Annotated in this window: 20 protein-coding genes; 9 read left to right on the top strand and 11 right to left on the bottom strand. The window is 43.6% G+C overall.

All coding sequences use genetic code 11. The features are described from left to right. Positions 1–23 precede the first annotated feature (23 nt). The 3 genes from ACT3TU_RS05380 to ACT3TU_RS05390 all read left to right on the top strand — a co-directional run bounded on the left by ACT3TU_RS05380 (position 24) and on the right by ACT3TU_RS05390 (position 3,697). Positions 24–818 carry a HesA/MoeB/ThiF family protein gene (locus ACT3TU_RS05380; protein ID WP_192523194.1) on the top strand — a complete coding sequence of 265 codons (795 nt, stop codon included), beginning with the start codon at positions 24–26 and terminating at the stop codon, positions 816–818. Between the two features lie 71 nt (positions 819–889). Continuing rightward, positions 890–2,245: an ABC1 kinase family protein gene (locus tag ACT3TU_RS05385; RefSeq protein ID WP_192523195.1), complete on the top strand. Its 1,356-nt coding sequence runs from the start codon at positions 890–892 to the stop codon at positions 2,243–2,245. A 126-nt stretch (positions 2,246–2,371) separates the two neighbouring features. Continuing rightward, positions 2,372–3,697: a YbfB/YjiJ family MFS transporter gene (locus ACT3TU_RS05390; RefSeq protein WP_192523196.1), complete on the top strand. Its 1,326-nt coding sequence runs from the start codon at positions 2,372–2,374 to the stop codon at positions 3,695–3,697. A 10-nt stretch (positions 3,698–3,707) separates the two neighbouring features. Here the strand turns inward: ACT3TU_RS05390 and ACT3TU_RS05395 are convergent, their stop codons facing one another. Next, positions 3,708–4,196, bottom strand: coding sequence for an Lrp/AsnC family transcriptional regulator (locus tag ACT3TU_RS05395; RefSeq protein ID WP_192523197.1), 489 nt, complete (start codon positions 4,194–4,196; stop codon positions 3,708–3,710). A 218-nt stretch (positions 4,197–4,414) separates the two neighbouring features. Between ACT3TU_RS05395 and leuA the strand changes: the two genes are divergently transcribed. Together leuA and ACT3TU_RS05405 are read left to right on the top strand one after the other, a co-directional pair. Beyond that, positions 4,415–6,211: a 2-isopropylmalate synthase gene (leuA, locus tag ACT3TU_RS05400; protein WP_192529526.1), complete on the top strand. Its 1,797-nt coding sequence runs from the start codon at positions 4,415–4,417 to the stop codon at positions 6,209–6,211. A 180-nt stretch (positions 6,212–6,391) separates the two neighbouring features. Continuing rightward, positions 6,392–7,012 carry a hypothetical protein gene (locus ACT3TU_RS05405; protein WP_192523199.1) on the top strand — a complete coding sequence of 207 codons (621 nt, stop codon included), beginning with the start codon at positions 6,392–6,394 and terminating at the stop codon, positions 7,010–7,012. 104 nt (positions 7,013–7,116) lie between these two features. Here the strand turns inward: ACT3TU_RS05405 and accC are convergent, their stop codons facing one another. The 4 genes from accC to ACT3TU_RS05425 form a co-directional block, all read right to left on the bottom strand. After that, complete coding sequence (accC, locus tag ACT3TU_RS05410) at positions 7,117–8,478, bottom strand: acetyl-CoA carboxylase biotin carboxylase subunit (RefSeq protein WP_192523200.1); 1,362 nt, start codon at positions 8,476–8,478, stop codon at positions 7,117–7,119. A gap of 148 nt (positions 8,479–8,626) precedes the next feature. Continuing rightward, the gene (accB, locus tag ACT3TU_RS05415) at positions 8,627–9,055 is read right to left on the bottom strand and encodes an acetyl-CoA carboxylase biotin carboxyl carrier protein (RefSeq protein ID WP_444784109.1); all 429 of its coding nucleotides are present in this window, start codon (positions 9,053–9,055) and stop codon (positions 8,627–8,629) included. 292 nt (positions 9,056–9,347) lie between these two features. Beyond that, positions 9,348–10,715: an MATE family efflux transporter gene (locus ACT3TU_RS05420; RefSeq protein ID WP_192523202.1), complete on the bottom strand. Its 1,368-nt coding sequence runs from the start codon at positions 10,713–10,715 to the stop codon at positions 9,348–9,350. A gap of 383 nt (positions 10,716–11,098) precedes the next feature. Then, positions 11,099–11,593 carry an EVE domain-containing protein gene (locus tag ACT3TU_RS05425; protein WP_192523204.1) on the bottom strand — a complete coding sequence of 165 codons (495 nt, stop codon included), beginning with the start codon at positions 11,591–11,593 and terminating at the stop codon, positions 11,099–11,101. A 251-nt stretch (positions 11,594–11,844) separates the two neighbouring features. Here ACT3TU_RS05425 and hemW point away from each other — a divergent pair, with 251 nt between their 5' ends. After that, positions 11,845–13,167: a radical SAM family heme chaperone HemW gene (gene hemW, locus ACT3TU_RS05430; RefSeq protein WP_192523205.1), complete on the top strand. Its 1,323-nt coding sequence runs from the start codon at positions 11,845–11,847 to the stop codon at positions 13,165–13,167. 115 nt (positions 13,168–13,282) lie between these two features. Here hemW and ACT3TU_RS05435 read toward each other — a convergent pair whose 3' ends face one another. Then, a complete protein-coding gene (locus tag ACT3TU_RS05435) occupies positions 13,283–13,423 on the bottom strand; it encodes an entericidin A/B family lipoprotein (RefSeq protein WP_192523206.1) in 141 nt (46 codons plus the stop codon). A 244-nt stretch (positions 13,424–13,667) separates the two neighbouring features. Between ACT3TU_RS05435 and ACT3TU_RS05440 the strand changes: the two genes are divergently transcribed. After that, on the top strand, positions 13,668–14,216 hold the full coding sequence (locus ACT3TU_RS05440; RefSeq protein WP_192523207.1) for a tRNA (cytidine(34)-2'-O)-methyltransferase: 549 nt from the start codon (positions 13,668–13,670) through the stop codon (positions 14,214–14,216). A 42-nt stretch (positions 14,217–14,258) separates the two neighbouring features. On the opposite strand, the gene ACT3TU_RS05445 is transcribed toward ACT3TU_RS05440, so the two are convergent. From ACT3TU_RS05445 to ACT3TU_RS05465, 5 genes are all read right to left on the bottom strand, one after another. Next, complete coding sequence (locus tag ACT3TU_RS05445) at positions 14,259–14,582, bottom strand: TusE/DsrC/DsvC family sulfur relay protein (protein WP_192523219.1); 324 nt, start codon at positions 14,580–14,582, stop codon at positions 14,259–14,261. A gap of 41 nt (positions 14,583–14,623) precedes the next feature. Next, positions 14,624–14,968, bottom strand: coding sequence for a hypothetical protein (locus tag ACT3TU_RS05450; protein WP_444784110.1), 345 nt, complete (start codon positions 14,966–14,968; stop codon positions 14,624–14,626). Between the two features lie 42 nt (positions 14,969–15,010). Continuing rightward, positions 15,011–15,334 carry a hypothetical protein gene (locus tag ACT3TU_RS05455; protein WP_192523209.1) on the bottom strand — a complete coding sequence of 108 codons (324 nt, stop codon included), beginning with the start codon at positions 15,332–15,334 and terminating at the stop codon, positions 15,011–15,013. Positions 15,335–15,430: 96 nt separating this feature from the next. Further along, positions 15,431–15,862: a sulfurtransferase complex subunit TusD gene (tusD, locus tag ACT3TU_RS05460; protein ID WP_444784111.1), complete on the bottom strand. Its 432-nt coding sequence runs from the start codon at positions 15,860–15,862 to the stop codon at positions 15,431–15,433. Between the two features lie 120 nt (positions 15,863–15,982). Beyond that, positions 15,983–17,023, bottom strand: coding sequence for an NADP-dependent oxidoreductase (locus ACT3TU_RS05465; RefSeq protein ID WP_192523211.1), 1,041 nt, complete (start codon positions 17,021–17,023; stop codon positions 15,983–15,985). Between the two features lie 278 nt (positions 17,024–17,301). Here ACT3TU_RS05465 and glnE point away from each other — a divergent pair, with 278 nt between their 5' ends. After that, entirely contained in the window at positions 17,302–20,169 is a 2,868-nt protein-coding gene (gene glnE / locus ACT3TU_RS05470; RefSeq protein ID WP_444784112.1) for a bifunctional [glutamate--ammonia ligase]-adenylyl-L-tyrosine phosphorylase/[glutamate--ammonia-ligase] adenylyltransferase, read from the top strand. 332 nt (positions 20,170–20,501) lie between these two features. Further along, on the top strand, positions 20,502–21,431 hold the full coding sequence (locus ACT3TU_RS05475) for a branched-chain amino acid transaminase (protein ID WP_192523213.1): 930 nt from the start codon (positions 20,502–20,504) through the stop codon (positions 21,429–21,431). The last annotated feature ends 205 nt before the right edge of the window (positions 21,432–21,636 follow it).

Raw genomic sequence — 21,636 nt, forward strand, 5'->3', positions numbered from 1 at the left:
GATGATGAGTTTTGGTGATAAATATGGTGCAGTCATTAGAAACAGGTCAGTTGTTAGATGAAGAACTGCTGCGTTACGCACGGCAGATATTGCTTGATGGCTGGGATATCGATGCGCAATTACGCTTAAAATCTTCGCGTATCGTGATGATAGGCGCAGGTGGACTTGGTTGTCCGGCTTCTGAGACGTTAGTACGAGCAGGACTAGGACAAGTTCAGCTGATAGATGATGACGAGATTGAAGCCAGTAATTTGCAGCGTCAGACGCTGTTTTTACCTGAAGATATTGGTAAGCCCAAAGCCATCACGGCCGCACAAATGTTAACGAAGATTAATCCTCTCAGCATCGCCCGTGGTACGGTCGCAAGGTTGAGCGAAGATAACGCTTATGAATTACTCGATATGGCCTCTGGTAAGCCTGATTTACTCTTAGATTGTACTGATAATTTTGCCACGCGCGATATGATCAATCGCATTAGTGTGCGCTACCAGATTCCCTTGTTGTCTGCATCAGCGATAGCCATGCAAGGGCAGTTGGCATTGTTTGAGCCGCATTTGGATACGGGCTGCTATCATTGTGTGTTTGGTTCAGTGGTGCTCGATGCAGAGGCGGATGAACGTACTTGTGCCAATTCAGGGGTGCTCGCCAGTACCACTGCCATTATGGGTAATTTGCAGGCCAATGCCGCCTTGCAATATCTAGGATTAACCAAAAATCCACTGACAAATAAGCTGCTAATATGGGATGGTAGCCAGATGCAGCAACGGCTGATGGGCTATCGAAAAGATACGCATTGTCCGGTTTGCGCCATTCATTAGCAAACATTTATATTTTTACATTTGCGCCTATCCGCTCTCAACCATCTTTTTTATGACCATAGTTGTTTTTTATGAAAATTCATCGTCCACATTTATTAAAACATACCTTTAATGTCGTCAATCGTGTTCGTCAAACGGCAAGTGTCGCTGGTCTCTCAGCGCTCAGAGTGGCAAAAGGTGAAAAACCTGATGCGATGTTGCTTAAAGAGACTTTCGAGCAATTGGGTACGACCTATATCAAGATTGGCCAGTTTATTGCCAGTACACCCTCGTTATTTCCCCGTGAATACGTACAAGCATTTCAAAGCTGTTTGGATCAAACCACGCCATTATCCTATGCTTATATCGAACAGGTATTAAAAGAGGAGCTGGCGGTTGATGGACTGACGTTTGAGGATAAGTTTGCCCATATTGACACAAAGCCGCTAGCGTCAGCTTCTATTGCTCAAGTCCATGCCGCACGATTGCATAATGGTGATGAAGTAGTGTTAAAGGTACAAAAACCTGGCGTTGAAACTATTATGCAGACAGACTTAGGCGTTTTGCATGGGGTGACTAAGTTGGTTGAGCTGCTAATGCCATCCATGAGGTTTGCCAGTATCGCGCCGATTATTGATGAGATTCGTCTGCGAATGCTAGCAGAAACAGACTTTATTGCTGAGGCGCAAAATATTCGCGACTTCCAGCAATTTTTGGCGGTATCCGGTAATACGCGAGTGGTTGCACCAAAAGTATATGAAGAGTTCACTACCAAACGCGTGCTGACCATGAGCCGCTTATATGGCGTCTCTATGGTGGATGAGACTTTGATGCGTCAGTATTGTAGCGATCCTGCACAAGTAATGGCAGATACGCTAAATACATGGTTTGCCAGTCTTATGCTGTGTAATAGCTTCCATGCCGATTTGCATGCGGGCAATTTGATGCTATTAACCGATGGACGCATTGGCTTTTTGGACTTTGGTATTGTCGGTAAACTCAAAGCTGAAAGCTGGCGTGCGTGCATGGGTATGATGCAAGCGATGCAGGATAACGATTATCAAGCGATGGCGCGCCATATGATTGATATGGAAATGACCCATGGTAACAATCAGGTCGATGTGGTCGCATTAGGTAGCGACTTGCAGCGGATGATGAAAACCATCATGGCGGAAGACAAAGCCTTTACCAGTGGCGTGCCTTTTAATAGCAAAGAGCAGGCTGATGAGCTGAATACAATGATGCTTGAGATTGTTGAAGTCGGTAAGCGTCACGGTATTCATTTCCCACGCGATTTTGCCTTGCTAACCAAGCAGATGTTATATTTTGATCGCTTTATGCGTACGCTTGCCCCTGACATGGATATGTTTAGCGACCAGCGAGTACAGATGTTAGGACGAGAAGAGACAGATCACCAATCCAGTACGCCAACGCTGGATGTTTCTTAGTATTAACGTTAGCATTTAGTATTTTCTTTAATGCTTTCTTTAATCCTGTCTTTGATTATATATGATTGCTTTTGACTGTTTTTAACACAAAGGATTGTGTGCTCACTGCCACAAAATGGCTCTGTCATGATGACTGCTCTCAAAAGCCGTGCTTTTATTACCATTACCAATGAAATAGCCATCGCTTGGATAGGACTGTATTGTCTGGCGGTGGTCATGGGGTTTGGACGGTTTTTATTTACCGCGACTTTACCCGATATTATGACCCAATTATCGCTATCGACGACCATTGCAGGCTGGATGGCATCGATTAATTATATTGGTTATTTCATTGGCGCGCTTATTGCGATGTTTGTGCCGCAGCGTTTGACATGGCGGATGCTCCTCTTATGGACAGTTGTCAGTGTCGTCACTACCATGCTATTGGTCGTGCCAAATATGTCATTAAACCTATGGTATGTCATTCGGCTGCTATCTGGTATCGCAAGCGGTGTGGCGATGATTTTGAGCTCGTCGCTGGTGGTTCAAAGCTTTAGTCACGAGCGTCGCTCTGTACTTTCAGCCTTGCATTATGCAGGTATTGGGGTCGGTATCAGCGCTTCTGCTGTACTGACGTGGTGGTTATTGACGCTTGGCTATCATTTCGATGTCATTTGGCTGGTGGCAGGTGTTATTAGTCTTCCGCTATTATGGCTGCTTTATGCCATTAGACCGCAAAGCTCGACATCACCTGAGTCGCAAGCATCTACATTATCGGCCTCTAAGTTACAATCCCCTAAGTTACAGCTCTCCCACTCAAAACCAGCGGAATTAAATCACAGCAATCAGCGCATATCCGTGCAGCAAACCTATTTTAATTTTAAACGCTCTTTATATGAAGCTGCCTCCGGTCACACGAAGGCTATTGTCTTACTGTCGGCAAGCTATATGCTGGCAGGGTTTGGTTACATTACGTCTGCGACTTTTTTGCCAGTGATGGCAGCGCAGCGATTAACTACCCAGACTTATTCAGGATTGATTATTTGGTTGATCGTTGGTATTTTTGCCATGCTATCAAACCCTATCTGGGGCGCGCTTGCCAAGCGTATTGGTGAAGTCAAAACCTTGATGGGTTTAACGATATTACAGGCGTTTGGGATGTTTTTACCCATATGGTTTGAGGGGGCTGTTGGGCTTTATGGCAATGCCGTTATTCTAGGACTGACCTTTGTCGGTATGGTGTCGATGACGCTGACGTTGATTAAAAATATTAACCCTGCTTACTCTAATTTACTCATAGGGTTGGCAACTCTGGCCTATGCGTTAGGACAATTCTTGGGGCCTTTGGTGACTGTGGCATTGGCGGGGAAAAATGACAATTTTAATGCTGGGTTACTGGTTGCTGCCACTGGATTGATTGTTGGTTTAGTACTTCTTTTATGGTTTCGGCGGCAGGCTGTGATAACTGCTTAAACCATATTATTTAAACCACACTACGCTTAAATACTTCTCGTAGCTCAAAACTGGTATGTACTTGGGCCACACCTTCGATACGGTTAAGACGGTGCAATAAAAACTCCTCATAATGTGCCATATCACGCACGCGTACCTTAATAAGATAATCTTCAGTGCGGCCAGTAACGATGCTACAGCTGATAACCTCATCAAAGCTCTGGATTTTACGCTCAAACTGCTCAAAGCGCTCGGCAGTATGGCGATCCATACTGATAGCGATAAATACCGCCAAGGGGTAGCCAAGCTTTTGTGCATCGGTCTGGGTATGATAACCAGTGATGACCCCTGCATCCTCTAAGCGCTTAATACGGCGGGCGCAAGGGGTGGCTGAGAGGTTGACGCGCTCAGCAAGATCCGTGATGCTCATGCGTGCTTGGGTCTGTAATAAGCGTAATAACTGTTTATCCGTTTCATCAATATCGATGGTCAATGTGTCCGCAAGATGGCTATTTGGCATAATATGTTTCGTTACTAGTGGATTAATTTAATTATAACTATAGTTGTAGGGTTTATCACTAAAATAATAGTAATTTACATAAAATAAAGTTGTTTTTCACCTTATAAACTTTGCTATTATAATGGTATAAACTGTTATTATCATCGTATGATAAAGCATGATTTAGGCATTGGTTGCCTCACTATAAATACGAACTTATTATTATCTAAGGATTGATTATGTCTAATCAAGCAACACGCAATGCAGGTACTTCGACTGCAAAGATTACCCCAAAAAATGCCGCCTTCGATTTCCAAAAATATCGTCCGTTTGCGTTTGCACCTTCGTTACCAGATCGTACTTGGCCGAGCAAAACGCTTGAGAAATCACCCATCTGGGCAAGTGTAGATCTGCGTGATGGTAACCAAGCACTGATTGATCCAATGACTATCGAACAAAAAATGCGTTTTTTCAAAACCTTGGTAGACGTGGGTTTTAAAGAGATTGAAATTGGCTTCCCATCAGCTGCCCAAGTTGAGTTTGATTTTGCCCGCAAATTGATTGAAGAAAACCACGTTCCAGATGATGTTACTTTACAGGTTTTGGTGCAAGCTCGTGAGCATTTGATTGCTCGTACTTTTGAGTCATTAAAAGGGGCAAAACGTGCCATTGTTCACGTTTATAACTCAACGTGCCGTATCCAACGCGAAAAAGTATATGGCAAAGATAAAGCTGAGATTAAAGAGATTGCCATTACTGGGGCAAATTTGTTGGTTGAATATGCTGCCAAATATCCTGAAACAGAGTGGGTGTTCCAGTATTCACCTGAGAGCTTTAGTCAAACCGAGACTGAGTATGCCGTAGAGGTTTGTGATGCCGTTTGTGATGTGTGGAAGCCTGAAAATGGTCAAGAAGTTATTTTAAACTTACCAGCGACGGTCGAAGCATCAACACCTAATGTTTTCGCTGATCAGGTCGAGTATTTTTGCCGTAACCTTGCCAAACGCGAGCATGTAACCGTCAGTTTGCACACACACAATGACCGTGGTTGTGCTGTGGCTGCCGCTGAGCTTGGCGTACTTGCTGGCGCGGATCGTATCGAAGGTACATTGCTAGGCAATGGTGAGCGTACGGGTAACATGGACATCATGGTCATGGCGATGAATTTGTTTAGCCAAGGTATCGATCCAGAGCTTGATTTTAGTAATATGAGCGAGATTGTACAGGTAGTGAGCGAGTGTAATAATTTACCAGTACATCCGCGTCATCCTTACGTTGGTGAGCTTGTATTTACGGCCTTTAGTGGCTCGCATCAGGACGCCATCAAAAAATGCCTTGATTATAATGAGAAGCATGTCGAAGAGACTGAAAACGTCTGGGACGTCGCGTACTTACCTATTGACCCTGCTCATATCGGTCGCAGCTATCAAGACGTGGTACGCATCAATAGCCAGTCTGGTAAAGGCGGCGTAGCTTATATCTTGCAGCGTAACTATGGTTTTAACTTGCCACGTTGGATGCAAATTGACTTTAGTGGTGTGGTACAAAGACAAGCCGAAACAGCTGCTCGTGAATTACAGAATGATGAGATTTTACAAACCTTTGAGGACACTTATCTACAGCAAGGCCAATTTGAGCTACTAGATTATAGTGTCAACAATAAAGGCGGTGAAGTCTATTTTGATGGTCAGGTGCAGATGAATGGTGACAGCATCACCATCGCTGGCACGGGTAATGGGCCACTATCTTCATTCATCGATGGACTTGCTCAGCATACGGGTAAATCAATTCACGTCATTAATTATGCTGAGCATGCGATCAATCCGCAGCACAACGATGTTAATAGTGATGGTAACGGTATCGACGATGGCACTAATACTGACAACAAAACCAACGCCAACGCGGCAGCTTATATTCAATTAAATGTTGATGGTGAGGTATATTCAGGTATTGGTACTTGTAGCAGTACCGTATCAGCAATGCTTAAAGGCGCGTTATCAGCCTTTGCCCAAGCAATTAGCACCGCTGCCGCTTAATGCAAGGTAGTGAGTAATAATAAATACTTAAGTTTAATAACGTCATGGCTCCTTGCCCTTCGCAAGCAAAGCGATGGCGTTATTTCTTTGCGCCTAATAGCATAAAGTTACTTGTGTTTTTGGTGACGAAGACTTACGCTAATGTACGTTGTACATACTATTATAAATAAAAGGTTAATTATGGAACCTATATCATTTGCGTCATTTTCATTGGCATCTATTTTGGCATCACTGCCCGTAAATGGCGAAGTCGTTACTGAACCGACCATCACCACACATATTAGTCCGGCCATCGCTGGACAATGGGAGATAGATTTAGATAGCAGTATCACCATGACCAAAGAAGCCAAAGCGAAGCAAGCAGCATCAAAAAATATGAAAGGTGCAAAAAGTGACGAACCTAAAGTAATCGCTGGTGCAGATGGCGGTGTCCTGACTCAAAATGAAAAGCGTGTCCTCAACATTCAGCCGAACACTAAAAACAAATTAATTGCCTCCGCTAAGAAAGCCAATCAGTGCCGTGAGTTATATAATTTTGCAGCCGACAATGAGATGTGGGCAGTCAGCGGTAAAGAGTGGACGTATGGCCGCTACCTAATTACGCACCGTGAGGAAGGACTGCCCATTATCGCGCTCAAGACGCTCTATGATAACAATGAAGTGGATTGTTCAGGCAATCAAGTAGACCAAACTGATGAGGCGTTGATTGCGTTTTTAAACCATGATGGCAACCAGATGCAGTGGTGTGCCGATCCTGAAGGGACACAATGTTTTATGAACTTTAATAGAGTTCTGCCGTAGCCATTTGCGTTAATTTAGCCATTTGCGTTAATTGAGTTACTGCCAACCAAAAAAAACCGCTATCTCTACAGATAGCGGTTTTTTTATAAAGATATTGAGGCAAATTATGAATCAGCCTTTTCTTTATTGCCAGTTAACAACTCTCTTTCAAGATAATGAATATTTTGTGCTTCGTTAACAAAATTATCATCTGCTAAAATCACGTCACGGTGTAATGGGATGTTGGTTTTAATACCTTCGATTACCAGCTCATCAAGTGCGTGAAGCGTTTTAGAGATGGCTTGCTGGCGTGTTTGTCCATGACAGATAAGCTTACCAATCAATGAGTCATAATAGCTTGGAATGTCATACCCAGGATATAAGTGCGAATCAAAACGCACGCCAGCACCGCTTGGGGCAAACAGCTGCGTCACTTTACCAGGAGAGGGCATAAATGTGGCTGGATCTTCAGCATTGATACGGCATTCGATGGCGTGACCTTGAATTTCAATTTCACTTTGGCGATAAGATAAACCGTAACCTGCCGCGATTTTGAGCTGTTCGACGACCACGTCGATACCGGTAATCATCTCAGTTACTGGATGTTCAACCTGCACACGAGTATTCATCTCAATAAAGAAATACTCATTGTTTTCAAATAAGAACTCAAAAGTACCAGCGCCGCGATATTTGACTAACTCACAAGCTTTTACGCAGGCTCTTAAGATAGGCTCGCGTACGTCATCAGGGATATCAGGGGCAGGGGCTTCTTCTAATACTTTTTGATGACGACGTTGCAACGAGCAATCTCGGTCATACAGATGAATGGCATTGCCGTTACCGTCGCCAAGCACTTGTATTTCTACGTGGCGCGGATTTTGTAGGTAACGTTCCATATAAACGGTATCATCACCAAACCATAGCTCAGCTTCTTGCTTGGCCGCCTGTACTTGACCGATAACCTCTTCAAAACGCTCAACTACACGCATACCACGACCACCACCGCCAGACGCGGCTTTAATCAATAATGGAAAGCCAATATTACGTGCTTGCTCTTCAGCGTTGTGGAGTGTCACCGCGCCAACTGAACCGGGTACGGTTGGTACGCCAGCCTTTTTCATCGCATTGATAGCAGAGACTTTATTGCCCATTAGGCGAATATGGTCAGCGTTAGGACCAACGAACGTTAATCCTGCTTCTTCAACGCGTTCAGCGAACTCAGCATTCTCAGCTAAAAAACCATAACCAGGATGGATAGCATCCGCACCAGCAATCTCAGCAGCGGTTAAAATAGTATTGATGTCAAGATAGCTTTGATTGGCATTAGGCTTGCCGATACAGATTGCCTCGTCAACAAAGCGCAAGTGCATCAAGTTAGCGTCAGCTGTGGAGTAGACGCCTACGGTTTCAATGCCAAGCGCTTTGCAAGCTCGAACGATACGCAGGGCGATTTCACCTCTATTGGCGATGAGCAGTTTTTTTATCATGGGGTCATCCTTGTCGAAGCGGCAGTCACTGATAGAGTCTCTATTATTGGCATTATAAAGTTAAGCGAAGATAGTTAAGATAACTTAAACTAAGATGCCGAACCATAACGAGTCTCAATCATAACGAAGTAAAGATTGGCAAATATAGTTACGCTTTATAGCGTACGATAGGTTGACCAAACTGCACAACTTCAGAGTTATCCACTAATATCTCATCAATGACACCACTTTGGGTGGCTTCAAGAGGATTCATGATTTTCATCGCTTCGATAATACCTAAGGTATCGCCAGCTTGCACTTTTTGACCGACCTTTACAAACGGCGGATCATTAGGACTTGGTGCAGAATAAAACACACCAACCATTGGTGATGTCTCAACGCTACCAGCTTTAACAGCTGTTTTTGCGTCAGCAGCGATAGGAGCCGCGCCAGCAGTAGGAGCAGCCATCATCGTTGGTGCAGGTGCATCATAGTGACGTGTCAAACTGATGTGTTCGTCGTCTGAGCTGATTTCTAAGTTAACCAGTTCACTTTCTTCCATGAGGGCGATTAGGGTACGTATTTTTTCGATATCCATAATTTTATTTTTGCCTTGTACTAAATTCAAGAAATAGTGTAACTAAATATTGTGTAGGTAATTGCTAATGATACCTATATTCACGGCAATGAGCAATCGATGTACAGTTGTTAACTGAGTTTTTTTACATATTATGACGTTAGTACTCTTACGCGTAAGAAATATCTAATAAATTATCATAGTCTAAGTGGCTACTTAGCGCCAGTCCCAGTGATGAGTAACGGTTATTAGATGCTAATAGATGCTATTCGTTATGACATTCGGATGGTTTTATATCAACAAAGCCACACTATCAGCCCCATAAAGCTGTCAAACGCTTTTGTTGATAGCGCAGACGTAATGTCAATAAAATAGAAGCTAGGAATAGTCCAGTAATTAATGCCATCCAAAATCCCTCTGGCCCAAGATCAGTGAAGCGCACCAAGTATATACCAAGCGGTAAAGCAACGATCCAATAACAAAATAGCGTGACCCACATCGGTATAGTGGTGTCTTGCATACCGCGTAATATGCCTGCAACATTCACTTGCCAGCCATCAAACAGCTGATAAGCCAGTGCAAAAATAAGTAAGTGCATGGCTTGGGCCCTGACGACTGGGTTGTCAGTGAAAGCCGCTGCCAATTGTGGTCTAAATAGCCAAACGCCGAGCATAGAAGTCAAAGCAATCATGACAGTCCATATTAGACCAGTGGCCTGCACCTGACGTAATGCCAAAAGGTTTTTTTCGCCAAAGCGATTGGATATCATGATGGTTAGCGCCATCGCGACCGATATAGGTATCATAAACAGCTGCGAGGTCACTGCTAATGCTACTTGATGCGATGCCGTTGCCAACTCACCTAGTGGACTGATAACGAGTGCCCCTAAGCTAAATAGGCTGGCTTCAAAAAAGATAGAGACGCCGATAGGAATACCAAGCTTAAGTAGCTTTTTGATTTGTGCACGATTGGGGCTGGCGAAACCATAAAAAAAGCGCGTAGTAGCAAATTGCTTACGCTTAGTAAAGCTGGTATAAGCACCAAGTAATAGGACATTTATCCATAGTACCATGGCCGTTGCGATCCCGCAGCCTGCGCCGCCAAGCTCAGGCATACCAAACAAACCATGAATAAAAATATAGTTCAGTGGTATATCTGCCAATAGCCCAATGATGCTGATAATAGTGACTGGCTCAGGCCGACCAAGCGCCTCGCAATAACTACGCAACACCGCATAGACTGCCAAGGCAGGGAAACCGAACGATACACCATGCAAGTACTGCGTCGCTATGGGCTGAATATTTTCAGGTACTCCCATTACCCCAAGGATGTTGGGGGCTAAATTGACAATGATAAAACCAAGAATACCAATGACACCAGCCGTCCATAAAGACTGCTGGGTAATATGTGGGACTTGGTCATGTTTGTTTTGACCGACTGCTTCACCAATGAGTGGCGTGGTAGCAATTAAAATACCAGTGGCTAATAAAAACAGAGGCAGCCAAATGCCAGAGCCAACGGCCACGGCGGCCAAATCAAGTGCAGAGACTTGACCGGCCATAATGGCATCAACAACACCAAGCGCTGCCTGACAAAATTGAGTAATCAAAATAGGTAGCGCGAGCACGCCTAAGCGTAAACTGTAGCTCTTGAAATCTCTAAAAGATAATGGGAAAGCCATAGTGAGCAACTTTTTATTCTTTACGGTAATTATTTTTGTTAAAAAATGGTATTGATGAGCAAATACTGCCGTTAATAAATGAATAGTAAGACAGTAATGTAGTAGTGGTGCGACGATAATACTCTGATAAATAATATGAGCAAGTAGATTATGAATAAGGCTGTATAGTCTGCGCGTACAAATAAAATCGACGAGGCTAAAATAAAAATAACCCATCAATTCAAGCGATGAATTGACAGGTCATAAACAAATAAGATGGTAAAGAAACTAAGCGATGAAGTCAATATTTTGGAAGCGTTTATTAGGGCCTGTCCTCAGTTCAATCAATAGTTTTTACTTAAATATTTTTAACCATCTTTAGTCTCTAAATGGGCTGAAAACGGTTAAATAGAGTCTGTTTCATCTGGTATTAGCTCCAGCTCTTCTGCCATGTTCATAATGGTATTCCAGTGTTTGGGTTCTAGTGGAATGACGGTCAGCTGCTGACAGCCTTTTCTTAACAATAAGGAGTCCTCAAGCGTAGGCAGAAACTTAAGCTCTGCTAGTGGGAGTATATCGGTAAAAGCTTGCTCGAAAGTGACATCTACCATGTACCAGCGCGGTTCGTCTTCGGTTGCGATAGGGTCATAGTGCCTATGCTCAGGATGGAATTGGGAGGGGTCAGGATGGCCTGCTTTGCTGACGGTCATGATACCAGCGACGCCAGAAGGCTTGGCGCTAGAATGATAAAAGATGACCTTATCACCGACCTTCATATCATCGCGCATAAAGTTACGCGCGCGATAATTGCGCACGCCATCCCAGCTGTCGGTTTTCAAGCGCTGTAAGTCATCAATACCAAAAAACTTGGGGTTGGATTTCATCAACCAGTAAGCCATCTTTTTATCCTATTAATTATCGTTAACCATGCACTTTTTTATGATAGGTCGTTTAACCTATAGTATATTTTATACTATCACTCTTAACTATTCTGCCTGTACGGAAGTGCCATTAACATGAGCGTTTGTTACTGGTTTTGTTATTAATCTAACTTTCTTTAACAAGGCCTTTTTTTTAATGAGCTTAGCCGTTATCCTAGCGCTACTTTCTGCTAATGACAGCAGTTACCTATTTATAGATAAATCCTTTTATGTTAAATATCAAACCTGCTCACTCATCCATTAGTTCTAGTGCTCTGAATCATTCTGTTGCGAATACCATAGTGGTAAACACTATTCCATTGGCGCTATATATCCATATTCCTTGGTGTGTCAAAAAATGCCCTTATTGTGATTTTAACTCGCATGAGCTGCCGATAGACAGTCAGTCATTGATGTATGACGAGTATGTCGATGCATTATTGTTAGATGCAAAGGTGCAGCAGACGTTGACTCAAGGGCGCAAAATCAGCTCGATATTTATCGGTGGTGGTACGCCATCGCTATTGCCGATTGCTCAGTATCAACGCTTATTCGCTGGGCTGCGGGCGTGTTTTGATTTTTCTGCTGACATAGAGGTTACTATGGAAGCCAATCCAGGTACGCTAGAGCATGCGCCTTTTGCGCAGTATTTGGATGTCGGTATCAATCGATTGTCGATTGGTGTGCAAAGCTTTGCGGCTGATAAGCTGAAAACGCTGGGACGTATACATGATCCTGCTCAGGCACTCGCAGCGATTCATGCGGCTCGCACAGCGGGGTTTGAGCGAGTCAATGTCGACTTGATGCATGGCTTACCGCAGCAAACGATGCATGAAGCACTAGACGATATTCAGATGGCACACGATGCAGGTGCAACGCATATTTCGTGGTATCAGCTGACGATTGAGCCCAATACCGTGTTTTATCGCAGTCAGCCCGTGTTGCCAGATGAGGATAACTTGGCAGATATTGAGCAGGCAGGGCAGGCGTTACTCCAAAAATTGGGTTATAACAATTATGAAGTATCTGCTTGGTCAGGCGCGTCCGATAAGCCATGCCGGCACAATGTCAATTATTGGCAATTTGGGGATTATCTCGCCATTGGTGCTGGGGCACATGGCAAGTTAACGGTTGCAGGTAAAGCGACAGAATTAAATGGAAATGAGTTGTTGCTAGATTCTGGCATTTATCGTTTTAGTAAGTCACGCTTGCCTAAAGACTATGTAAATTATCAGGACATAAGTCATCAAGACATGGACTACCAAGCTGACGCCGAGCAATCTACATTAAGCCAAAGTGCACCAAAGATGGTTGGTTGGCAAGTGATTGATAGTGATGAGTTGGTAAGTGAATTTATGCTGAATGCGCTACGTCTGCACGACGGGGTGATGTGGTCGCTTTTTGAGGCACGAACAGGATTGAGATATAGCGATATTGCGGAGCAGGTAGATAAATTGGTTGTTCAAGGTTTATTGGTCGACAGTGCCGAGCATTTGCAACCAACAAAATTGGGGCAGCGTTACCTCAATCAAATATTACGAGTGTTTTTGTAAGCTTGTTTGACGAAGATTTTTTAGTTTTGACGAAGCTTTCTTAGTATAGGTAATAAAAAAAGGCTTGCCAAATAAATGGCAAACCTTTTTAGCTTTAAATCTAAAACGCTAAGACTTAGATTTTTTGTTGTACGTCTTGTGCGCCGCCAGTTACAGCATCGCCAGCGCTTGACACGTCTTGGCCTAGACCTTTAAAAGTGTTGCAACCGGTCAATACGAACATAGCTGTTAAAGATGCAATGATTACTTTTTTCATAATAGTGTCCTCAAAAATAAATGGATTCTGGCGTGTTATACCAATAACGTTAAACGATTTGCGCGAACATTATTGGTTTGGTATAAGATAGCGCCACAATATACCGACATCGACATATCGTCTTGTTATCTAATACAGACATCATAGTGAAAGTTAAAAACGCTGCACAGTATCAAAATGTAATTATTGACAGTAAACTGTAACTTTTGATTACGGTGAGTCTAAAATCATCTACGGAAATATTATGACCATACACATCGTACTGGTAGCTCCAAAAATGCCGAGCAATACCGGTAATATTATTCGCCTATGTGCCAATACTGGTGCGCAGCTGCATTTAGTCAAACCTTTGGGGTTTGAGTTAGATGATAAAAAACTGCGCCGTGCAGGGTTGGACTATCATGAATACGCCCATTTGCAAGTCCATGATAATTGGGCAGCTGCAAAACAATCATTGCTAGCAGCGGACTGCGATATGATTACGGCAATGACTACCAAGCTTAGCAAGCCATTTTATGATTATGATTTTACAAGCTTAAAAGGGAATGCCAATGTGAGATCTAATGTTGCTCTGGTTTTCGGTTCTGAGACAGCAGGTCTGCCGGATTCAATTCGTGAAGATATCGGCAGCGGTAACTGGCTTAGGTTGCCCATGCTACCGGATTCACGCAGTTTGAACTTGTCTAATAGCGTGTCTATATGTCTGTATGAGGTGTGGCGGCAGCAAGGGTTTGAGGGCGATGAAGGGCGTAGCATCGGTTATGAGACCTTGACAGTATACGACCCAAAATAGCGGTTCATATTGAACCGACTATGTATTTATGGATTGAGAAAATTATAAGCAATTAGGGGGTTTTGGCAAACCAGCCAAGCGATTGACATGACGAGCAACCAAGCCTGTATTAAATAATTGCTGCAGCTTTTGATTGCTAATGTCACACTCAGGCAACGTTTTCTGTAGCCACTTGATAAGTGGTCGCGTCGCTGGTGGATGATTAAACTTGGTAAAAAAAGCCCGTACCTGTTGTAAGATTTGCAAATGCTCAGTCTCTAAATGTACCTCTAGGGTGTTGGCTAATTGCTGGGCAATATCAGCCGTCCAAATCGTATAATCACATAAGTGGCCGTCTTGATCCAGTTCAACATCGATTGTTGTCATAATTTTAATAGCGTTGTCGTTAATAGTGTTGTCGTTATTATTCATAAGGCGATGGTCACTACTTTATCAAATCCAGCATTACTAACGTTAGCATTTTGAGTCAGTTTGACCCATTCACTATCGGTTAAGATACCGCTTAACTTGGCCTCTAAGTTTAGCTTGGCTCTGGTATTGGTCGTGAGTTGAGCCACATCATCGGCTAGCGCATAAATACCCGTAATACCTTGTATCTCGCTATCACCTAAGTAGGCATCAAACCAGTCAATAAAAGCGACCGTGGTGCCAAGTAAGACGATACTGTCACCTTTGCACCATGTGCGCGACATCTCTTCGACACTGCGTCTGAGGGTGTCTATCTTACTGTGTAATTGATATAAGGTTGCCATAACGGTATCCATTTGCTTTGATAGTATTCATTGTTTTTTTTATTAAAAAGTCAGTATTTGCTCAAAGTCATTTGAGTTCACCACTTCTGGTATCAATGTTAGCTGCGAGGCCAAATCGGCTGGCAACATACCTGTGACCCAGCCACTAAACACATCGTCTGGTAACCAAGCCGCTGGCATATCATAGAGCTCAAGTGACTGAATCATGCCGTGCAAACGTGACTCATGCTGCATCAAAAAGCCAAAAACAGGCGCATCTAAATACAACTGTACTTCATGCCCAAAGGTTGCCAGCGTTAGTGCCAGTGCACAGCCTTCATAACTGACCATTTCAGTCGGGGTATGCAGCTGAATTAATAGTTTCATGGTATGTTCCTAATCTGATTGCTGGCTTAGAATGTTACTCGCTAATAAGTATTGTCTTGGCGTCATCAATTTTATAAAACCTGCATCAAAATTGTATTAAAACTGCACCAAGCGACAGTCCTCTTGCATCATCATTGCAAGCTCACTCAATCCTACCAATGTAAAACCTTGTGCCAGATTTTCAGTGTCTAGCTGATGTCGTTTGCTGTTATCGCTATCGCTAATACCGCGACTGAGTGCGGTACTGACGCAAACGGGCAGTGATAACTGATATTGCTCAGCGAGCGTTTGCCATTCTTTGGTCAAGTCGATTTGGTCTGCCGACTGCCAGCGTAAACGATTGGCAGTATGCGCTGCGTCTGCATAAAAAAAGACGTTTAAAGGGCTGTGTCTGCCCACCTCTTCTTGGTTTGAGCTGCTCTGAAGATAAGCGCGTGCATAACGTAGCGCTAGTTGAGCAAGCGGGTGACTAGGATCAGCGGTGATTAGAAGTAATGGGGTAGAGGCCGTGGTTGTAGGCGTGGTCATAACGGTAGCATCGCAATTTATAGGTGGTTGTTGATTGATAGGTAGTGACTAAAAAGTCTTTAATAAACCGACCTTGAACGGTTCATGGTCAACCGTTCAAGTCTAAAAGCCAGATTCAATTTATTTTTCTAAATCGCCAGTTTTGATCATTTGCTTACCGATGTTTTCACCGGTAAAGAGACCAATAAAGGCGGAAGGAATGTTTTCAAATCCTTCGATAAGGTTTTCTTTGTATTTCAGTTGCCCAGCATTATACCATTCTGCGATTTGCTTTTTGGCGGCATCGAACTCATCTGCGAAATCGTAGACAACAAACCCTTCCATACGGGCGCTTTTCTTGATTAAGGTTTGCATGGGTCTTGGACCTTGTGGCGGATTGTCTGCGTTGTATTCTGCAATTTGTCCACAAATAGCGACACGGCCGTGTTTGTTAATATTGGCAAAAACCGCATCGAACAATTCTCCGCCGACATTATCAAAAAACACATCAACACCATCGGGACAGGCTTCTTTGATCGCCACTTCCATGTCGTCAGTTTGATGATAGTTGATGCCTTTATCCAAGCCTAAGTCATCTTCTAAGAACGCAATTTTTTGGGCAGAGCCTGCAATACCGATAACTTTACAGCCTTTTATCTTAGCGATCTGCGCAGCAATACTGCCTACTGAGCCTGCTGCACCAGAGACAACGACTGTTTCCTCTTTTTTTGGCTGACCAATAGTTAGCATACCAAAATAGGCGGAGAGGCCGGGAATACCAAGCATACTGACAGCGGTGGAAATAGGTGCAAGCGTCGGGTCTACTTTTTCAATGTCTGCAATTTTAACGGTTTGATATTTTTGCCATGCAAAGCGCCCATGCACAATATCACCTACTGCAAAATCATCATCATTGCTTTCAATGATCTGTGCAACCGTTCGACTGGTAATCGGCTTGTTTAACTGAAATTTATTGCCAGCAGCATCGTCATCGCCTTTATTCATAAAGCCGCGCATACCAGGATCGACAGAGACGTAAATACTTTTTATTAAGACCTCGCTCGCTTTGAGCTGAGGCATATCAATGTCATTAATTTTAAAGGTGTTTTCTGTTGGCAAACCTGAAGGGTGTTCAGCCAATACAATTTCCTGGTTTTGTTGTTTTAAATTTGAATGATTCATTTTATTATCCTGATTTTTATAGTTTGTTTTTTATAATTTGACACTTTCATTATTATTCATCACGGCTGGTGGCCTAAGGTTATGGCTGTTCGTGCTAAAGTTATTCATGCTACCATAAAGCCGCTAGAATCAAATAGTGTCCGTGTTGTTAAACGTTGCTGAACACTCAGATATTGAGTAAGCTTATTTGATGCTGTGATTGGCTCGGCAGAAAAAATCTAGACTTAGGTTCTAGATTTACGTCGTCTTATTATTCTATGTAAGGAGTTCATTCCTCTATGTTATCTGCTATGTCTTTACGTGCGACTCATGGGACAGATTATCAGCCTACGGCAGATCAGTTGCAAGTATTGCAGACGGCGAGTGAATTTGCCTATCAAATTTGGGAAAGTCGGACCATTTCATGCCAGACTTTTTTGCGCAGTTACCCATTAGACCAAACCCTAACACGTCAGCAAATTGATGATTTAATCCAAGACTATACCTTGGATGATAATTACCAACTCGCCGATGAAATGAAGGTGATGAGTGGTTTGCGCCATTTGCGTACGCTACTGATGATGCGCTGGATATGGCAAGATGCATTACAAATGATTACGCTTGAGCAGTTAACCGATGAGCTGTCTGAGTTTGCAGATGGTTGTATCTCTTTTGCCAAAGAGTATACCTATCAGCATCTTATCAAACAGTATGGCGAACCGACGTTTATTAATGCTAAAGGCAATGTACAAATTGACGACATGGCGATTATGGCCATGGGCAAGCTTGGCGCTCATGAGCTAAATTTATCCAGTGATATCGATCTTATCTTTGTCCATCAGGCACGTGGTGAGACCAATGGCGATAAAGCCAAAGGCACCCGCTGCATAGATAACAAGCGTTTTATGACTCGGCTGGGTCAAGGTATTATTAAGTTGCTTGATAACAAGACCGCTGATGGTTTTGTGTTTCGAGTGGATATGCGTCTGCGTCCGTGGGGTGACGGTAGCGACTTGGCCATCCATTTATCGGCATTACAGAAGTATTTTTCGCAGCATGGCCGTGCATGGGAGCGTTTTGCTTGGCTAAAAGCGCGAGTGGTTGGGCAGATAGAGCAGCCGTTCTATGATGAGTTGCAGGTGCTTATTAAACCATTTGTCTTTCGTTATTATGTTGATTACAGTGCTTTTTCAGCACTCAGAGAAATGAAGTCGCTTATCCAAAACCAAGTGGTACAGCGTGAAGATTTGGATAATATTAAGCTTGGTGCTGGTGGTATCAGGGATATTGAGTTTATTGTGCAAGCATTCCAGTTGATTTATGGTGGGCGGCATCCTCAACTACAGGTTAAATCGTGCTTACAGGCAATGCAGGCATTACATAAGCTTGGGTATATAGAGACCGTCACCTATGAGCAGCTGCAAGTGGCTTATCGTTTTCTACGCCGATTAGAGCATGGTATTCAAGCCATCAATGACCAGCAGACTCAGCGCTTACCTCATGATTTACATTGGCAGCATAATTTAGCGATAACACTTGGGTTTGATAACTGGCAAGCATTGCTAAGCACGCTTAATCATCACCGCGACAATGTCAATGTTCCGTTTGAGCGTATGGTCACCGAGCGCCAGATACCTGACCAAGACGATATGAATCTTGAGCCAGAACACCTCGATGAGCAGATTGCGCGGTTGAATGAAGTACTCACCCCAGAAAATCGCGAGCTATTGCAGGGTTTTTGGCAATCAAAGATGGTTGCCAACTTAAGTGACGAAGCAAGAGAGCGTTTGGACGATGCTTATCCTGTCATTATCCATGCATTACTCGCTCATCAAGAGCAGCAGCAACTGGCTAATACCGCCTTACCGCGTCTCATTGCTTTGCTCGAAGCGATTTGTCGCCGTTCTATCTATTTGGTCATGATTGCAGAGAACCCCAACGCAACGATTGAGCTGATTCCGATGCTGTCGGCCAGTCCTTGGATTGCAAAAGAGTTGGCACATTATCCGGTGCTTTTAGATACTTTTTTACAGCAACGCTATCGTCATTTGCCAGATAAGCCAGAGCTTCGTGATATTTTGCGCCAACAACTTTTGCGGGTTGAGCCCAATGATGAAGAAGAGTTGCTCAGCGTATTAAGGCTATTCAAAAAGAACCAAGTATTGGCGGTCGCTGCCAGTGATGTATTGGCTGAGCGTCCAATTATGAAGGTGTCGGACTCATTAACCTATATCGCTGCTGTGGTATTAGAAGCGGCACTAGAGCGTGCTTTTGCAGAAATCGTCAAACGCTACGGTTACCCCATTGGTCAAGATGGTGACCCAGTGACTGAGGCTGATTGCGGCTTTGCCATCATTGGCTACGGCAAGCTTGGTGGGTTAGAGTTGTCGTATTCATCCGATTTAGATTTGGTGTTTTTACACAAGATAAAAGAGCAGGGCATGACTACTGGCGAAAAATCAGTCAGTGGGATGAAATTTGCTGCGCGTTTGGTACAAAAGCTGATGAATTACCTCAATACTCAAACTCGAGATGGCCGCGTTTATGAGATTGACATGCGTCTGCGCCCCTCGGGTAACGCTGGCATGATGGTAGTATCTTGCCATGCTTTTGAAACCTATCAAATGGACAAAGCATGGTCGTGGGAGCATCAAGCATTGGTGCGGGGACGGGCGATTTGTGGCGACAAACGTGTGACAGCACGTTTTTGTGATATCCGACGAGAGGTACTGGCCCTACCGCGCACGATAGAACAGGTGCGTAGTGAAGTCACCAGTATGCGTATTAAGATGCAAAAACATCTAGGCACCAGTCAGTGGCAACAACAAGCGGGCAAGTTTCATCTTAAACAAGACGCAGGCGGCATAATTGATATTGAGTTTTTAGCACAATTTGCGGTGCTGGCTTATTCGCACGAATATCCAAGTTTGACTAAGTGGAGTGACAACGTCCGTATTTTTGAAGAAGTTGCGTTACTAGGAATTTGGGACGCGCAAGTTTGTCAGGATTTGACCGATGCTTATCTAAGAATACGTGCTGCCACTCACCAGCTGGCATTGTCAGAGCAGTCATTGTTAGTCGATGAATCGCTATGGAAGGAGACGCGAACATTGGTACAAGATCAATGGCAACATTTGATGGGCGTCGACTCAATAGAAGAAAAATAGGCACCACTATAAACAAAAATCATTTAACCACAAACCAAAAGGTTGCATTTGTCAGCATTGCCAGTGATATAATCGCTTGCTCATGGTAATACTGTCGTCAGTCATTAATAATAATGAAGCGGTATTTTAGCAGTAAAAATTGACGCTGCGGTGTTATCATATGATGTTGATAAATACGACTAAATACAACCTCTAGTCGAAGCAGTTTAAGGTGGGTACAAGGTAACCGAGCGTAAATATTACATTGCACGAGGTTAATGTTGTGGCCATTTTCAAGTGCGTTGACTATACCTAAAAAAGTTAGCCGATAGTGCTAGCATAAGGATTATAAAATGAACATGGCAACACAAGATGGTAAGCTTTGGATGAATGGCACGATGATTGAACAGCCAGATGCCAAAGTCCATGTACTGACGCATAGCTTACATTATGGTATGGCGGTGTTTGAAGGCGTCCGTGCTTACCAAACGGCTGACAATCGCACAGCAATTTTTCGTCTAAAAGAGCACACTGAGCGCCTATTGGGTTCAGCAAAAATCTTTCAGATGGACGTGCCGTTTGATGCAGCAACGCTTGAGCAAGCGCACAAAGACGTGGTCAAGCAAAACAACTTCGCAGAAGCCTATATTCGTCCACTGATTTGGGTGGGTGCAGAAAAACTAGGCCTGTCATCACGTGACAATAGCATCAATGCGATGGTTGCGGCTTGGCATTGGGGCGCGTACCTTGGTGAAGAAGGTATCAAAAATGGTATCCGTGTCAAAACCTCATCATTTACCCACCATATGACCAATGTAACTATGTGTAAGGCAAAAGCCTCAAGCAACTATCCCGTCTCTATCATGGCCAATCAAGAAGTCACGCGTAATGGTTATGACGAAGCCATCTTGATGGACCCACAAGGCTATGTCTGCCAAGGTGCTGGCGAGAACTTGTTTTTAGTAAAAGATGGCGTGTTACATACTCCTGATTTAGGTGGCGGTGCATTAGATGGTATCACGCGTCGTACTATCATCGAATTTGCGGATGACTTGGGTATCAAGGTTGTTGAGCGCCGCATCACTCGTGATGAGTTTTACTTAGCAGATGAAATCTTTATGACGGGCACCGCGGCTGAGGTGACACCTATTCGTGAATATGATGACCGGGTTATCGGTAACGGTAGTCGTGGACCCTTGACTGAAAAATTGCAAACCTTATACTTTGATGTCGTGCACGGTCGCAATGAGCAGTATATGGATTGGTTAAGTTTTATTGACTGATTTATATATTAATCGGTGTTTGAGAAAAGGCAAGACTGTGTCATAGTCTTGGCTTTTTTGTTGGCTATACTATAAAGAAAGCCATTGAGTTCGAGTGGTTAATATAGATATAGTTAATCCAATTTTGAAAGAGTACAGAGTTACTGGGGTGAATTATTCGCAGCCTCTGGAGTGCAAAGCGCACAGCAAGCAAGAAAAATTCATC

It is taken from the genome of Psychrobacter sp. AOP3-A1-26 (genome assembly GCF_052378235.1).
In the GTDB taxonomy this organism is placed as follows: domain Bacteria; phylum Pseudomonadota; class Gammaproteobacteria; order Pseudomonadales; family Moraxellaceae; genus Psychrobacter.

Bases quoted from the DNA above. Each gene is read 5' to 3' on its own strand.
- tusD (WP_444784111.1), bottom strand. From the start codon at position 15,862: ATGACCACGCCTACAACCACGGCCTCTACCCCATTACTTCTAATCACC.
- ACT3TU_RS05385 (WP_192523195.1), top strand. From the start codon at position 890: ATGAAAATTCATCGTCCACATTTATTAAAACATACCTTTAATGTCGTC.
- ACT3TU_RS05440 (WP_192523207.1), top strand. From the start codon at position 13,668: ATGACCATACACATCGTACTGGTAGCTCCAAAAATGCCGAGCAATACC.
- ACT3TU_RS05380 (WP_192523194.1), top strand. From the start codon at position 24: ATGGTGCAGTCATTAGAAACAGGTCAGTTGTTAGATGAAGAACTGCTG.
- ACT3TU_RS05435 (WP_192523206.1), bottom strand. From the start codon at position 13,423: ATGAAAAAAGTAATCATTGCATCTTTAACAGCTATGTTCGTATTGACC.
- glnE (WP_444784112.1), top strand. From the start codon at position 17,302: ATGTTATCTGCTATGTCTTTACGTGCGACTCATGGGACAGATTATCAG.
- ACT3TU_RS05405 (WP_192523199.1), top strand. From the start codon at position 6,392: ATGGAACCTATATCATTTGCGTCATTTTCATTGGCATCTATTTTGGCA.
- accB (WP_444784109.1), bottom strand. From the start codon at position 9,055: ATGGATATCGAAAAAATACGTACCCTAATCGCCCTCATGGAAGAAAGT.
- leuA (WP_192529526.1), top strand. From the start codon at position 4,415: ATGTCTAATCAAGCAACACGCAATGCAGGTACTTCGACTGCAAAGATT.
- ACT3TU_RS05465 (WP_192523211.1), bottom strand. From the start codon at position 17,023: ATGAATCATTCAAATTTAAAACAACAAAACCAGGAAATTGTATTGGCT.
- ACT3TU_RS05445 (WP_192523219.1), bottom strand. From the start codon at position 14,582: ATGACAACAATCGATGTTGAACTGGATCAAGACGGCCACTTATGTGAT.
- ACT3TU_RS05450 (WP_444784110.1), bottom strand. From the start codon at position 14,968: ATGGCAACCTTATATCAATTACACAGTAAGATAGACACCCTCAGACGC.
- ACT3TU_RS05455 (WP_192523209.1), bottom strand. From the start codon at position 15,334: ATGAAACTATTAATTCAGCTGCATACCCCGACTGAAATGGTCAGTTAT.
- ACT3TU_RS05395 (WP_192523197.1), bottom strand. From the start codon at position 4,196: ATGCCAAATAGCCATCTTGCGGACACATTGACCATCGATATTGATGAA.
- hemW (WP_192523205.1), top strand. From the start codon at position 11,845: ATGTTAAATATCAAACCTGCTCACTCATCCATTAGTTCTAGTGCTCTG.
- ACT3TU_RS05475 (WP_192523213.1), top strand. From the start codon at position 20,502: ATGAACATGGCAACACAAGATGGTAAGCTTTGGATGAATGGCACGATG.
- ACT3TU_RS05420 (WP_192523202.1), bottom strand. From the start codon at position 10,715: ATGGCTTTCCCATTATCTTTTAGAGATTTCAAGAGCTACAGTTTACGC.
- accC (WP_192523200.1), bottom strand. From the start codon at position 8,478: ATGATAAAAAAACTGCTCATCGCCAATAGAGGTGAAATCGCCCTGCGT.
- ACT3TU_RS05425 (WP_192523204.1), bottom strand. From the start codon at position 11,593: ATGGCTTACTGGTTGATGAAATCCAACCCCAAGTTTTTTGGTATTGAT.
- ACT3TU_RS05390 (WP_192523196.1), top strand. From the start codon at position 2,372: ATGATGACTGCTCTCAAAAGCCGTGCTTTTATTACCATTACCAATGAA.